The 12,393-nt window shown below is 71.6% G+C and carries 14 protein-coding genes and 1 pseudogene; 7 read left to right on the top strand and 8 right to left on the bottom strand.

The window, feature by feature from the left end; all coding sequences use genetic code 11:
• Nucleotides 1-19 precede the first annotated feature (19 nt).
• Both ACZ6BB_RS16125 and ACZ6BB_RS16130 read left to right on the top strand, forming a co-directional pair.
• On the top strand, nucleotides 20-1,036 hold the full coding sequence (locus ACZ6BB_RS16125; RefSeq protein ID WP_471615814.1) for a small ribosomal subunit Rsm22 family protein: 1,017 nt from the start codon (nucleotides 20-22) through the stop codon (nucleotides 1,034-1,036).
• A gap of 65 nt (nucleotides 1,037-1,101) precedes the next feature.
• A complete protein-coding gene (locus ACZ6BB_RS16130) occupies nucleotides 1,102-1,575 on the top strand; it encodes a GNAT family N-acetyltransferase (protein ID WP_471615815.1) in 474 nt (157 codons plus the stop codon).
• 43 nt (nucleotides 1,576-1,618) lie between these two features.
• Here the strand turns inward: ACZ6BB_RS16130 and ACZ6BB_RS16135 are convergent, their stop codons facing one another.
• On the bottom strand, nucleotides 1,619-1,780 hold the full coding sequence (locus tag ACZ6BB_RS16135; RefSeq protein WP_471616155.1) for a DUF6243 family protein: 162 nt from the start codon (nucleotides 1,778-1,780) through the stop codon (nucleotides 1,619-1,621).
• Between the two features lie 120 nt (nucleotides 1,781-1,900).
• On the opposite strand from ACZ6BB_RS16135, the gene ACZ6BB_RS16140 reads away from it, so the two are divergent.
• Together ACZ6BB_RS16140 and ACZ6BB_RS16145 are read left to right on the top strand one after the other, a co-directional pair.
• Entirely contained in the window at nucleotides 1,901-2,536 is a 636-nt protein-coding gene (locus ACZ6BB_RS16140) for a TetR/AcrR family transcriptional regulator (RefSeq protein ID WP_471615816.1), read from the top strand.
• A 244-nt stretch (nucleotides 2,537-2,780) separates the two neighbouring features.
• Nucleotides 2,781-3,533 carry a bifunctional DNA primase/polymerase gene (locus tag ACZ6BB_RS16145; RefSeq protein WP_471615817.1) on the top strand — a complete coding sequence of 251 codons (753 nt, stop codon included), beginning with the start codon at nucleotides 2,781-2,783 and terminating at the stop codon, nucleotides 3,531-3,533.
• A 58-nt stretch (nucleotides 3,534-3,591) separates the two neighbouring features.
• On the opposite strand, the gene ACZ6BB_RS16150 is transcribed toward ACZ6BB_RS16145, so the two are convergent.
• The 5 genes and pseudogenes from ACZ6BB_RS16150 to ACZ6BB_RS16170 all read right to left on the bottom strand — a co-directional run.
• The gene (locus tag ACZ6BB_RS16150; protein ID WP_471615818.1) at nucleotides 3,592-4,686 is read right to left on the bottom strand and encodes an SCO2278 family lipoprotein; all 1,095 of its coding nucleotides are present in this window, start codon (nucleotides 4,684-4,686) and stop codon (nucleotides 3,592-3,594) included.
• Nucleotides 4,643-5,518 (bottom strand): iron uptake transporter permease EfeU, encoded by an 876-nt coding sequence (gene efeU / locus ACZ6BB_RS16155; RefSeq protein WP_471615819.1) that lies wholly within the window; start codon nucleotides 5,516-5,518, stop codon nucleotides 4,643-4,645. The genes ACZ6BB_RS16150 and efeU overlap by 44 nt, the downstream gene beginning before the upstream one ends.
• A 4-nt stretch (nucleotides 5,519-5,522) precedes the next feature.
• The gene (efeB, locus tag ACZ6BB_RS16160; RefSeq protein ID WP_471615820.1) at nucleotides 5,523-6,815 is read right to left on the bottom strand and encodes an iron uptake transporter deferrochelatase/peroxidase subunit; all 1,293 of its coding nucleotides are present in this window, start codon (nucleotides 6,813-6,815) and stop codon (nucleotides 5,523-5,525) included.
• Between the two features lie 2 nt (nucleotides 6,816-6,817).
• Complete coding sequence (efeO, locus tag ACZ6BB_RS16165) at nucleotides 6,818-7,969, bottom strand: iron uptake system protein EfeO (RefSeq protein ID WP_046918472.1); 1,152 nt, start codon at nucleotides 7,967-7,969, stop codon at nucleotides 6,818-6,820.
• Nucleotides 7,970-8,164: 195 nt separating this feature from the next.
• Nucleotides 8,165-8,583 (bottom strand): annotated as a pseudogene (locus ACZ6BB_RS16170) (hemin ABC transporter ATP-binding protein); the annotation flags it as partial.
• A 144-nt stretch (nucleotides 8,584-8,727) separates the two neighbouring features.
• Between ACZ6BB_RS16170 and ACZ6BB_RS16175 the strand changes: the two are divergent.
• Nucleotides 8,728-9,372 carry a PhzF family phenazine biosynthesis protein gene (locus ACZ6BB_RS16175; RefSeq protein ID WP_471615821.1) on the top strand — a complete coding sequence of 215 codons (645 nt, stop codon included), beginning with the start codon at nucleotides 8,728-8,730 and terminating at the stop codon, nucleotides 9,370-9,372.
• Between the two features lie 42 nt (nucleotides 9,373-9,414).
• Here the strand turns inward: ACZ6BB_RS16175 and ACZ6BB_RS16180 are convergent, their stop codons facing one another.
• Both ACZ6BB_RS16180 and map read right to left on the bottom strand, forming a co-directional pair.
• The gene (locus ACZ6BB_RS16180) at nucleotides 9,415-10,083 is read right to left on the bottom strand and encodes a biliverdin-producing heme oxygenase (RefSeq protein ID WP_471615822.1); all 669 of its coding nucleotides are present in this window, start codon (nucleotides 10,081-10,083) and stop codon (nucleotides 9,415-9,417) included.
• A 199-nt stretch (nucleotides 10,084-10,282) separates the two neighbouring features.
• Entirely contained in the window at nucleotides 10,283-11,140 is an 858-nt protein-coding gene (gene map / locus ACZ6BB_RS16185) for a type I methionyl aminopeptidase (RefSeq protein ID WP_471615823.1), read from the bottom strand.
• Nucleotides 11,141-11,207: 67 nt separating this feature from the next.
• Here map and ACZ6BB_RS16190 point away from each other — a divergent pair, with 67 nt between their 5' ends.
• Both ACZ6BB_RS16190 and npdG read left to right on the top strand, forming a co-directional pair.
• A complete protein-coding gene (locus tag ACZ6BB_RS16190) occupies nucleotides 11,208-11,438 on the top strand; it encodes a hypothetical protein (RefSeq protein WP_013004186.1) in 231 nt (76 codons plus the stop codon).
• Nucleotides 11,439-11,619: 181 nt separating this feature from the next.
• Nucleotides 11,620-12,336: an NADPH-dependent F420 reductase gene (gene npdG / locus ACZ6BB_RS16195; RefSeq protein WP_471615824.1), complete on the top strand. Its 717-nt coding sequence runs from the start codon at nucleotides 11,620-11,622 to the stop codon at nucleotides 12,334-12,336.
• Nucleotides 12,337-12,393: the final 57 nt, after the last annotated feature.

Genomic DNA, 12,393 nt, shown 5'->3' on the forward strand with positions numbered 1-12,393 from the left:
GGCGTCCTAGAATCGCCACGTGAACGCCCCCGCCCCCGCCTCCGCCGCCGACACCCTCCGCACCGCCCTCGCCGGCCTCCTCGACGGTCTTCCGCCCAGGTCGGCCACGCGGGCGGTGGAGCGGCTGATCGCGAACTACCGGGGGCGCACGCCGACGGACGCGCCGGTGCTCAGGGACCGGTCCGACGTGGTGGCGTACGCGGCGTACCGGATGCCCGCGACGTTCGAGGCGGTGTGTTCGGCGCTGGAGGCGTTCGCGGTGACGGTGCCGGGGTGGGTGCCCGGCAGTCATGTCGACGTCGGCGGCGGCACGGGCGCGGCGACCTGGGCGGTGAACGCGACCTGGGCGGGCGGCCGTCCGGTGACGGTGCTCGACTGGGCGGAACCGGCGCTGGCCCTCGGCCGGGAGATCGCCGCGGCGAACCCGGAGCTGAAGGCCGCCGAGTGGCAGCGCTCTCGTATCGGATCAGCGCTCACCATCGAGAGCACTGATCTCGTCACGGTCTCCTACGTCCTCGGTGAGCTGACCGCCGAGGACCGCACGGCCGTGGTGGAGGCCGCCGCCACCGCCGCCCGGGCCGTCGTGATCATCGAACCCGGCACCCCCGAGGGGTACGCCCGCGTCATCGAGGCCCGCGCCCGTCTCGTCGCCGCCGGTTTCCACATCGCCGCGCCCTGCCCGCACAGCGCCGCCTGCCCCATCGTCCCCGGCGAGGACTGGTGCCACTTCGCCGCCCGCGTCAGCCGATCCTCCCTGCACCGCCAGGTCAAGGGCGGCTCCCTGCCGTACGAGGACGAGAAGTTCGCCTACGTCGCCGCCACCCGCTTCCCCCCGGCCCCGGCCCCCGCCCGCGTGGTCCGCAAGCCCCAGATCCGCAAGGGCCAGGTCCTCCTGGACCTCTGCGAGACCGAACCCGCCCTCGCCCGCACCACGGTCACCAAGCGCCACGGCGCCCTCTACCGGGCGGCGCGTGACACGGAGTGGGGCGACGCCTGGCCGCCGCCCGGGGACGACGAACAGCCGAGCGGGGCCTGACACGGGGGCGCCCGCCGCGAAAACCGGTTGCGGCGTCCGCACCTCCTACGGCTATCTCATGGATCATGTCCACCACCCCGCAGCTGGCCGAGATCACCCCCGCCAACCTCGAAGCGGCGTTCGCCGTACGCATCCGGCCCGACCAGGAACACCTGGTGGAGCCGGTCGAGAAGTCGCTGGCCGAGGCGTACGTCCGCCCCGGTGTCGCCTGGCCCCGGCTCATCCTGGACGGTGACCGGGCCGTCGGCTTCCTGATGGCCTTCCTCGACATCGACTGGAAGGACGACGGCTCGGGCACCGACATCCGCTCCGGGCTCTGGCGGCTCAACATCGCCGCGGACGCGCAGGGCCGGGGCTACGGCCGTTTCGCCGTCGAGTCGGTCGCCGCGGAGATCCGCCGCCGCGGCGGCGACCGTCTCTTCGTCACCTGGCACCCCGGCCCCGACGGCCCGGAGGACTTCTACCTCGGCCTCGGCTTCCGCACGACGGGGGAGACCAGCGGGGGCCAGACCGTGGGGGTGCTGGAGCTGACCGGCTGACCGCCCCCGCGTCGTGTGCGGCGGGTGAGCCCCCGCACGGGCCTCACCTCTCCTGGGGTTTCTCCTGGCGTTTCTCCTGGAGCTTGCGCAACAGCTCCCGCTTCTGTGCCTGGGGGTCGTGGCCGCCGCCGACGCGGCCGTTCGCGGGACCGCCGCGCAGGGCCTTGCGGCCGAGGTTCCGGCGGGAACCGCCCACTCCCAGCATGTTGCCTGCTCCACCACGGGTCATGACAGCCTCCTCGGTTCAGACGATACGGTTCGTCTCGCCTGTGGTCACCACCATGAGGCGAGACGCACCGTCTTGTCAACCTGCTAGATTCGGAGCATGGCCAACAAGACCGCCCCTGACTCAGCCCGGCGCAGCGAGAAGTCGCGCCGCGCCATCTACGACGCCGCCCTCGCCCTCGTCGGCGAGGTCGGCTACCAGAAGACGACCATCGAGGGCATCGCGGCGCGCGCCGGCGTCGGCAAGCAGACGATCTACCGGTGGTGGTCCTCCAAGGCGGAGGTGCTGCTGGAGGCGTTCATCGATCTGAGCGCCCAGGCGGCGGAGGCCGCCGCCCGGCCCGAGGTGATCGGAGAACGGGCCGCGTACGAGATCCCGGACACCGGTGACCTCGCGGCCGACCTCAAGGCGGTCCTGCGGGCCACCGTCGACGAACTCCTCGACCCCAGGTTCGAGGTCCCCTCCCGTGCCCTGGCCGCCGAGGGAGTGGTCAACCAACAGCTCGGCACCGAGTTCGTGGCCAAGCTGCTCGAACCTCAGCTCCAGCTGTACGTGAAGCGCCTGCGCGCGGCCCAGGAGCAGGGCGCCGTCCGCCCCGACATCGACCCGCGGATCGCCCTGGAACTCTTCGTCTCCCCGCTCGCCCAGCGCTGGCTGCAGTACACGGGACCCATCTCCTACGAGTACACGGACGCGCTCGTCGACTACGCCCTGTACGGCCTCGCACCCCGCTGACCCCGGTCAACCCGCCGCCCCTGGAGGCCGCTCCCGCGCGGGTGTGATCAATCCGACCGGACGGCGGCCGCCCGGGATCCGCGGCCGGGCGGTAAATCCCGTCAAAGCGGGTGATAGTCCACCATCCCTGTCCGTGCTCGGGCATCGCCCCGCCCGCTCTGGACGCGGGCTCCGGCCGTCCCCGGCGCAGGATGGTGGGACCATGGGGACATGCTGTCCGCACCACAGCGAGGCGAGGCGATAGATGAGCGCGACGTTCGGCGGCCGGAGCGGTCGGCAGGGCAGGTTCTCCGAGTGGCTGCGCGCCCGTCGTACCAGCCGCCCGCTCGACGGGGCCGCCGACGCAGCCGGGCGTGAGGAACTGCTGCTCTCCGCAGCCGCCGCCGGACTCCCGCTCGCGCCCGCCGCGTACCCCTCGGGCTACCGGTGTTCCTGCGACCGCGTCGGCTGTCCCACCCCCGCCAGGCACCCGGTGTCCTTCGCCTGGCAGACGCAGTCGACCACCGACCGCGGCCAGATCGAGCGCTGGGCCCGGCACCAGCCGCAGGCCAACTTCGTCACCGCGACCGGCATGGTCCACGACGTGCTGGACGTACCGTTCGCCGCCGGCAGCGAGGCCCTGGAGCGGCTGCTCGCCGCCGGGATCGAGGTGGGCCCCGTCGCGGAGGCCGAGTCCGAGTCGGGCGAGGGGCGGCTGCTGTTCTTCACCCACACCCGGGGCACGCCCGAGGACGAGGACGAGTGGTGGCCCTGCGAACTGGACTGCCACCCGGAGACCATGGACGAGCACCCGGGCCTGCGCTGGCACTGCCGCGGCTCCTACGTCCTCGTACCGCCGGCCCGGCTCCCCGGTGACCTCGCCGTGCACTGGGTGCGCGGCCCCGAGCACCCGCTGCCGGACCCGCTGACCCTGCTGGAGATCCTCACCGACGCCTGCTCCCGCCACCTGGACGAGCAGCCGGACGGCGCGCACACGGCCTGGCCCTCCCGGGGCTGACCCCCGGCCCGGCGGCCGTCCGCCGCACGTCCGGCCCCGTGTCACCGGCGCCCCGCCGTCACTCGCCCTTGGCCCCCGTGAGCCCGCCCACCTGGCTCAGGAACTTCACCGGCTGGTCCGAGTTCGTCTTCGCCGGGTCGAGGACCGCCTGGTTGTTCACGAACTCCAGGGTCAGGGACTGCTTGGGCTCGCCCGTCATCAGCGCCCTGACGGCCGCGTCCCGGACGGGGATGCTCACGCCCTGCGCGGCGGTCTGCTTCTGGTAGTGCCGGGTCGTGAAGAAGACCAGCGCCCCGCCGTCCGTGGTGCGCAGGCCGACCGGCGCGTAGTCGCCGTTGGTGAGAGCCTCGTCGATGAACTGCCGTGCCAGGCCCGGCTTCGTCGCGTTCCGCCGGCGTTCGGAACGCTTCTCCGAGGTGTACGGGCCGTCCGCGAAGAGGGCGCTGTCCTCCCGCAGGTACGTGACGTACTTGTCGGGCAACTCCGCCGGGGCGACGGAGAGTTCGGGGTCGTCCGGCGTGACCGCCTGGGCGTGGCCGCTCGCGTCCTTCTTGAACTCGGGCAGGTCGGCGCGGGGCACGACCGTGAGGAAGGAGACCTCCCACAGGTCGGTCAGCCCGTCCCGGGTGAACACGAACAGCCAACGGTCCTTGGCGTTGCCCTTGTTGGCGTCGGCGTCGGCCACGAACCAGCGCGGCCAGCCCGCCTTCTTCGGGATCGTGTACGTGACGTCGGTCAGCTTCAGCGCCACATGGTTCGGGTTGCCGCCCGGGTTGAGCTCGGCGCCCGAGCGGAGCTTGCCGCCGTCGATGTCGGCGAGCGCGCCGGTGACCCGGGAGGCGTCCTGGGACTGGTCGTAGGCCTTGTCCGCCTTGTTGTACGCGGTGGTGAAGTCCTTCAGCGCCCGCGCCGCCTCCCCCTGCGTCGTCGTGGGGACGACCTCCAGGTCGCCGCGGACCACCACGCACCCGCTCGCCGTCAGCGCCAGCGCGGTCACCGCCGTGGTCAGCAGCGCACCGCGGCCGTACGACGAAAACCCGCCGGACCGGCGAAGTCCGTCGTGCCGGCGGAGTCCGCGGGACCTTCCGCCTGTACGCACCGGACGAACCTCACGAGGCCTTCGTGGGCTCGGAACCCCGAGAACCCTGCTCATCAGGAATCTTCACCTTCCCCTTCCCGGAGGCGAACCCTACCGGGGCGAGGAACAGCGCGAGCGTCGGGATCAGATAGAGGAGCCAGACCGTGACTTGGAGGACCGTCGGGTCGGGCTGGAAGTTGAAGACGCCCTTCAGGAGGGTGCCGTACCAGCTGTCCGGCGGGATCGCCCCGGTGATGTCGAACGCCTTGTCCGTCAGGCCGGGCAGGAAGTCGGCCTCCTGGAGGTCGTGGAACCCGTACGCGAGGACTCCGGCCGCGACCACGACCAGCATGCCGCCGGTCCAGGTGAAGAACCGGGCGAGGTTGATGCGCAGCGCGCCCCGGTAGAACAGCCAGCCGAGCACCACCGCCGTCGCCAGGCCCAGCAGGACGCCGACGAGCGGACCCTCGGTGCCGTCGCCCGACGCCCGCACCGACGTCCACACGAACAGCGAGGTCTCCAGGCCCTCCCGGCCCACCGCGAGGAACGCGGTCGCCACCAGCGCGCCCGTGCCCATCCGCAGGGCCGCGTCCAGCTTGCCGTGCAGGTCGGCCTTGAGATGGCGGGCGGTGCGCCGCATCCAGAAGACCATCCAGGTCACCAGGACCACGGCGAGGATCGACAGGGAGCCGCCGAGCGCCTCCTGCGCCTTGAACGTCAGCTCCTGGGAGCCGAATTCGAGGACACAGCCGAAGGCGAGGGCGAGTCCGACGGCGACGCCGATGCCGGTCCAGATGGGCTTCAGGGCGTCCCGGCGCTCCGTCTTCACCAGATAGGCGATGAGGATGCAGACGACGAGACTGGCCTCCAGGCCCTCCCGCAGACCGATCAGATAGTTCGCGAACACGGTGTCAGTCCTCCGCGGCCGATGAGGAGGAGAACAGCGCCCGGCCCCACCAGTCGTCCGCGTCCCGGACGCCCGGCGGCACCGCGAAGATCGCCGAACCCACGTGCTGGATGTACTCGTTGAGCGCGTCCGTGGCCAGGTTGCGCTGGACCGGGATGAACCCCTCGCGCACGTCGCGCTGGTAGGCGAGGAAGAACAGGCCCGCGTCCAGACGGCCGAGCCCGTCCGTGCCGTCCGTGAAGGAGTAGCCGCGCCGCAGCAGCGTGACCCCGTGGTTGGAGTCGGGGTGCGCGAGCCGTACGTGCGCGTCCGGCAGCATCGCCTTCAGGAACGGCTCGTCGCGTTCCTTCGCCTTGCCGACCGGGGCGCCCTCGCCCTTGTCGCGGCCGAAGATGTCCTCCTGCTCCTGCAGCGAGGTCCGGTCCCAGGTCTCGATGTGCATGCGGATGCGCCGGGCGACGAGATACGAACCGCCCTTCATCCAGGCCGAGTTCGCGTCGACGTCCTTCTCGCCCACCCACACGAACTTCTTCAGGCGGTCCGTCTCCGTGCCGGCGATGTTGCGGGTGCCGTCCTTGAACCCCATGAGGTTGCGTGGGGTCTGCGCCTCGGGGGTGGTCGAGGAGGTCTTGCCGAATCCGAGCTGGGACCAGCGCACCGACACCTTGCCGAAGCCGATGCGGGCGAGGTTGCGGATGGCGTGCACCGCGACCTGGGGGTCGTCCGCGCAGGCCTGTACGCACAGGTCGCCGCCGCTGCGCGCCCTGTCCAGGTTGTCGCCGGCGAACTGCGGCAGGTCGACGAGGGCCTCGGGCCGCCGCCCGGCCAGTCCGAACCGGTCGAACAGGGACGGCCCGAAGCCGACGGTCAGCGTCAGCCGCGACGGCTTGAGCCCCAGGGCCTCGCCGGTGTCGTCCGGCGGGGCCTCGGCCAGACCGCCGTACGCGCCCTCGCCGACCGCCTTCCCCGCGGTCATCCGGCGTGCGGCGGCCGTCCAGTCCTTCAGCATGGCCACGAACGCGTCGCGGTCCTCGGTCTCCACGTCGAACGCGGCGAAATGCAGCCGGTCCTGCACGGGTGTGGCGATACCGGCCTGGTGGGCGCCGTGGAAGGCGACGGCCGCCCCGGCCGCGGGGGCCGCGCCGTCGTCGCCCGGGCGGGCCACGGCGACCGCGCCGCCGGCCGCGGCGGCACCGAGCGCGAGCCCGGCACCGCCCCAGCCGATCAGCGCACGCCGCGACGGGGTACCCGGGCTCTCGGACGCGGGACGGGGCTCGGGGGATTCCTCGGTGGTCATCGTCACTTCACCACGGCGGCCGCGAGCTGCGAGAGGGGCTCGGCGAGCGCGTTCACCGCGTCCGACAGCTCCTTCTGCTCCGCCTTGCCGACCTTGTCGTAGGAGACGAAGTCGTAACCCGTCTTGTCCTTGCGGTACTTGTCGAGCAGCGTGTTCAGGGCCGCGAACTGCTGGTCGAGTTCCTTCGTCAGCTCCGGGTCGTTCTCGGCGGCGACGGACTTCAGCAGCTCGTACGACTCCTCGGCGCCCTCGACGTTGGCCTTGAAGTCGACGAGGTCGGTGTGCGAGTAGCGCTCCTCCTCGCCGGTGACCTTGCCGGTGGCGACCTCGTCGAGGAGCTCCTTGGCGCCGTTGGCCATGGAGGTCGGGGTGATCTCGGCCTTGCCGACCCGCTTCTGCCAGTCCTCCAGGTCGGTCACCAGCTGGTCGGCCAGCTCGGAGTCACGGGCGGTGAGCTTGCCGTCCTTCCACAGCGAACGCTCCAGGCGGTGCCAGCCGGTCCAGTCCTTCTCCGGGTCCTGGCCCTCCTCCAGACCGTCCTCGCGGACATCGACCTTCGGGTCGATGTCGCCGAAGGACTCGGCGACCGGCTCGGTGCGCTCCCAGCCGATACGGGAGGGGGCGTACGCCTTCTTCGCGGCCTCCACGTCGCCGTCCTTGACGGCCTCGGCGAACACCTTCACCAGTGGGATCGTCTCGTCGGCCTGGGTCTGCGCGTACTTCCGGTAGGAGGCGACGGCCTCGTCCAGACGCGGATCGCGGGCGGCGACCTTGCCGCCACCGGTGGCCTTGACGTCCTGGCGGATGCCGTCGCCCTTCATGCCCGGCTTGCAGGCGATCCGGTAGTCGCCCGCCTTCACCTCGGCGGTGACCTTCTGCTTGGTGCCGGGGCCGATGTTCTCGCGCTCGGTGACCACGCGGTCGTCGGGGAAGAGGAGATAGACCTCGGTGACCTTGGAGCCCTTGTTCTCGATGTCCAGCTCGACGTGACCGGCCGGGAACTCCTTCTTCGACACCTCGCACGTGGTGTCGGTCGCGGTCACCGCGATGGCCCCGTCCGCGCCCGCGCTGCTCTTCTCGGTGCAGCCGGTGAGAGCGGTCAGGGCCGCCGCGGTGGTGGCGGCGGTGACGACGGACAGTCTGAGGGGGCGCATTTCGGCTCCAAGGCAGTACACGGAGGACACACAGAGAAGGTGAGGTGTGCCTCAGTTATCTGAGGCTTACCTCACCAGTTGCTGTCCCTCCAGTGAAACCCTCTCCACGGGGCCGTACGAGCACGGACCGATCACGGTGACTCAAAACAGCCCCCATGGTCCGGTCAAGAGCAGGTCAAGTGGCCCATTCCTCGGTCAAGAACGCGGTTTCACGCCCAAGCGCCGACTTTCGCCCCGTTTCGGCGTGATCAGGACATCGCCGTTCCGTGGATGCGGGAACACCTCCACCGGCCGGCCGTACACCTCCGACGGCAGTGCCTCCTCGAAGACCCCGGCCTGCGGCCCCTCGGCCATGATCCGCCCGTCCCGCAGCACGGCCACCCGGTCCGCGTACGCCGCCGCGAGCCCGAGGCCGTGCGGCACGACCACCACCGCTTCCCCGGCCGGCGCCGGCGCCGCTCGGGCGCGCTCACCGCCGCTCGGCGCGGAGAAGGGCCGGGCCGCGAACCCGGTGACCTCCGTCAGCGCCATCGCCTCCGCCGCGGCGGCCCCGTCCTCGCCGTACGCCTCCGGCCCCGCGCCCGGGGCGCCCGCCCCGTCCGTACGGCCTCCTCCCCCGTCGGACCTCTCCGGCTCAACCGGCTTGTCCGTGAAGGTCACTTGGACCGCTCCTCGGTGGGGCCGGGCCGGCCCGATCGCCGTCCGGAGGTGTGGTGACCTGGTACGACCCGGGGCCCGGTTGATGTTTCAATGCCGGGGTGACCGACTTCGATGTGCTGCGGGTGTTCTGCGGACCCCGCGGCGGATACGGCAACGAACTGGGCGTCGTCCGCGAGGGCTCCGTGATGCCCGACCGCGCCGACCGTCAGGAGTTCGCCGCCAAACTCGGCTTCAGCGAGACCGTGTTCGTGGACGACCCCGAGCGCGGTGTGATCGACATCTACACCCCCTCGCTGCGCCTGCCCTTCGCCGGATACCCCTGCGTGGGCGCGGCCTGGCTGCTCGACGTGCCCGAACTGGTCACCCCGGCCGGTGTCGTCGGGGCCCGGCTGGACGGCGAGTTCAGCTGGATCGAGGCGCTGCCGGAGTGGGCCCCGCCCCGCACCTTCCGCCAGTACGCCTCCGCCGCCGAGATCGACGACCTGCGCGTACCGCCGCCCGGCGAGTGGATCTACGCCTGGGCCTGGGAGGACGAGGCGGCCGGGCGCGTCCGTGCCCGTGCCTTCCCCGGCCGGGGCGACGGCATCGACGAGGACGAGGCCACCGGCGCCGCGGCCCTGCAGCTGACCGCCCAGCTGGGCCGGGCCCTGAACATCACCCAGGGCGCGGGCTCCCAGCTGCTCACCGCCCCGCAGCCGCACGGGTGGGTGGAGGTCGGGGGCAGGGTGTTCCTGGAGCGGTAGGGCGCCCGTGGGGTCAGGGGGTGATTGCTGTCCCCGGGACGCTCACGCGCTCAACGGGAACTCGTCCCCCAGGGCGCGAAAGACCGCGGTGTTCAGCGCGAACGCCCGCTTGCACTCGCTCACGATCCGCTGCTTCTCCAGGTCGTCGGCCCGCACCCGGTCCAGCAGCTCCCGGTAGCCCCGCTTGAACGCGGCCGGGTTGGTGATCTGCTCGAAGACGTAGAACCGGACGCCGTCGCCCTTCCTGGCGAAGCCCCAGGTCTTCTCGGCCCGGTCCCGGATGATCTGCCCGCCGGAGAGGTCGCCGAGGTATCGCGTGTAGTGGTGGGCCACGTACCCGCCGGCCCACGAGCGCGCGCACTCGGCGACCCGCGCCGCGTACTCCTCCGTCGCCGGGAGCGCCGTGAGCGTCGCGCGCCAGCCGGGGCCGCGCAGATGCTCCAGGTCCCGCTCCAGCGCGGCCAGCCGCATCAGCTCGGGCTGGACGAACGGCCCGGCGACCGGGTCGGCGGCCAGCCCCGGCGCCGCGCTCTCCAGCGCCTCGTACACGAACCACAGCTGCTCGGTGTACCGCGTGTACGCCTCGACGCCGAGCTTGCCGCCCAGCATGTCGCCCATGAACGTCGTGGACTCCGCCTCGGTGTGCTGCTCGTGCGACGCGGTGCGGATGAGCGTGGAGAACGCCGTGTCCGATGCGACCGACGCGTTCATGGGGCCTCCGGTGCCTGAGTGGGGAAGACGAGAAGCTGACGCCAGTTTCTATGGTTAGGCTTACCTAAGTCAACAGGTTTCCCGACTCCCTGTCGGTAAAACGGTACCCCGAGTACGGCCGGTGCATCCGCCCAGCGAAAAGCCCGCCGCCCGGCCGGAGCCGAGGGCGGGCTGTCTCGCGGGAACCAATCGCGGCGGACTACGGCAGCGTGAGGATCTCCGCGCCCGTCTCCGTCACCACCAGCGTGTGCTCGAACTGGGCGGTGCGCTTGAGGTCCTTGGTGACGACCGTCCAGCCGTCGTCCCACATGTCGTAGTCGTACGACCCCAGCGTGAGCATCGGCTCGATCGTGAACGTCATCCCGGTCTGGATCACCGTGGTCGCGTGCGGGGAGTCGTAGTGCGGGACGATCAGGCCGGAGTGGAACGACGAGTTGATCCCGTGCCCGGTGAAGTCCCGCACGACCCCGTACCCGAACCGCTTCGCGTACGACTCGATGACCCGCCCGATGATGTTGATCTGCCGGCCGGGCCTGACGGCCTTGACGGCACGGGCGAGGGCCTCCTCGGTCCGCTCGACGAGCAGCCGCGACTCCTCGTCCACGTCTCCCACCAGGTACGTGGCGTTGTTGTCGCCGTGCACGCCGCCGATGTACGCCGTCACGTCCAGGTTGACGATGTCGCCGTCGCGCAGCACGGTCGAGTCGGGGATGCCGTGGCAGATGACCTCGTTGACCGAGGTGCACAGCGACTTGGGGAAGCCCCGGTAGCCGAGCGTCGACGGGTAGGCCCCGTGGTCGCACATGTACTCGTGCGCGACCCGGTCCAGCTCGTCCGTGGTGACCCCGGGGGCGATGTGCTTGGCCGCCTCGGCCATCGCCCGCGCCGCGATCCGGCCGGCGACGCGCATCGCCTCGACGGTCTCGGGCGTCTGCACCTCCGGCCCGGTGTACGGAGTCGGGGCGGGCTTGCCCACGTACTCGGGTCGGCGGATGTGTCCCGGGACGGTACGGGTGGGGGAGAGCTTCCCCGGTGCGAGCAGCGACTGGCCAGACATGCCAGCGAGTTTAACCAGCGGTGGTGGGGGACCATGTCGGAGACGACTGCGGAAGGGAACTCAGGTCATGCCTCTGTTCAAACGGCGTACGGCCGGCAAGCCCGGCGAGTGGTTCTACTGCCTGGAGCACAAGAAGGTCGAGGAGGGCCCCGACTGCCCCGGCAAGGACCGTATGGGCCCCTACGCCTCCCGCCAGGACGCGACCCGGGCCATGGAGACGGCCCAGGAGCGCAACGCGGAGTGGGAGAACGACCCCCGCTGGCACGACACCCCCACGACGGACTCGAACACCGACTGACCGGCCCCGGCGGCCACCGGCCATGAGGGCGGCCATCGGCGGTGCGGGCGTCGCGGGCGGTGCCGGGCGGGATCGACCGCCGGCACCGCCCCACTCGTCCCCTCGGCGCCCGGGCAGCCGCGGTGCCTCGATGCCGGTGCCTGCGCGCCGCCCCCGGACGGCGCGCACGTAAAGTCGGCCCATGACCTCTACTGACAGTGCACAGCAGCCCCCCGCGAAGGCCCCGGCCAAGGATCCCTGGGACCTGCCGGACGTGTCGGGGCTCGTCGTCGGCGTGCTCGGCGGCACCGGGCCGCAGGGCAAGGGCCTCGCGTACCGCCTCGCCAAGGCCGGCCAGAAGGTGATCATCGGATCGCGGGCCGCCGACCGCGCCCAGGGTGTCGCCGAGGAACTCGGGCACGGTGTCGAGGGCGCCGACAACGCCGAGACCGCCCGCCGCAGCGACATCGTGATCGTCGCCGTCCCGTGGGACGGACACGGCAAGACCCTCGCCTCACTGCGCGAGGAGCTGACCGGCAAGCTCGTCGTCGACTGCGTCAACCCGCTCGGCTTCGACAAGAAGGGCGCCTACGCGCTGAAGCCGGAGGAGGGCAGCGCGGCCGAGCAGGCCGCCGCCCTGCTCCCGGACTCGCGCGTCACCGCCGCCTTCCACCACCTCTCCGCCGTCCTCCTCGAAGACCCGGAGATCGACGAGATCGACACCGACGTGATGGTGCTCGGCGAGGTACGGGCCGACGTCGAGATCGTGCAGGCGCTCGCCGGCCGCATCCCCGGTATGCGCGGCATCTTCGCCGGCCGGCTGCGCAACGCCCACCAGGTCGAGTCCCTGGTCGCCAACCTGATCTCGGTGAACCGGCGCTACAAGGCCCACGCGGGCCTCCGCCTCACGGACGTGTGAGGCGACGTACGTACGCGTACGGGCATGGGGGAGACTGGACGCCGTACCACTCGTCCG

The sequence above is a fragment of the Streptomyces sp. NPDC041108 genome (assembly GCF_055592645.1).

Excerpts from the sequence above, each read along its gene's own strand:
- map (WP_471615823.1), bottom strand. The coding sequence starts at position 11,140 with ATGTCTGGCCAGTCGCTGCTCGCACCGGGGAAGCTCTCCCCCACCCGT.
- ACZ6BB_RS16135 (WP_471616155.1), bottom strand. The coding sequence starts at position 1,780 with ATGCTGGGAGTGGGCGGTTCCCGCCGGAACCTCGGCCGCAAGGCCCTG.
- ACZ6BB_RS16150 (WP_471615818.1), bottom strand. The coding sequence starts at position 4,686 with ATGAGCAGGGTTCTCGGGGTTCCGAGCCCACGAAGGCCTCGTGAGGTT.
- ACZ6BB_RS16145 (WP_471615817.1), top strand. The coding sequence starts at position 2,781 with ATGAGCGCGACGTTCGGCGGCCGGAGCGGTCGGCAGGGCAGGTTCTCC.
- npdG (WP_471615824.1), top strand. The coding sequence starts at position 11,620 with ATGACCTCTACTGACAGTGCACAGCAGCCCCCCGCGAAGGCCCCGGCC.
- ACZ6BB_RS16130 (WP_471615815.1), top strand. The coding sequence starts at position 1,102 with ATGTCCACCACCCCGCAGCTGGCCGAGATCACCCCCGCCAACCTCGAA.
- efeB (WP_471615820.1), bottom strand. The coding sequence starts at position 6,815 with ATGACCACCGAGGAATCCCCCGAGCCCCGTCCCGCGTCCGAGAGCCCG.
- ACZ6BB_RS16190 (WP_013004186.1), top strand. The coding sequence starts at position 11,208 with ATGCCTCTGTTCAAACGGCGTACGGCCGGCAAGCCCGGCGAGTGGTTC.
- efeO (WP_046918472.1), bottom strand. The coding sequence starts at position 7,969 with ATGCGCCCCCTCAGACTGTCCGTCGTCACCGCCGCCACCACCGCGGCG.
- ACZ6BB_RS16180 (WP_471615822.1), bottom strand. The coding sequence starts at position 10,083 with ATGAACGCGTCGGTCGCATCGGACACGGCGTTCTCCACGCTCATCCGC.
- ACZ6BB_RS16140 (WP_471615816.1), top strand. The coding sequence starts at position 1,901 with ATGGCCAACAAGACCGCCCCTGACTCAGCCCGGCGCAGCGAGAAGTCG.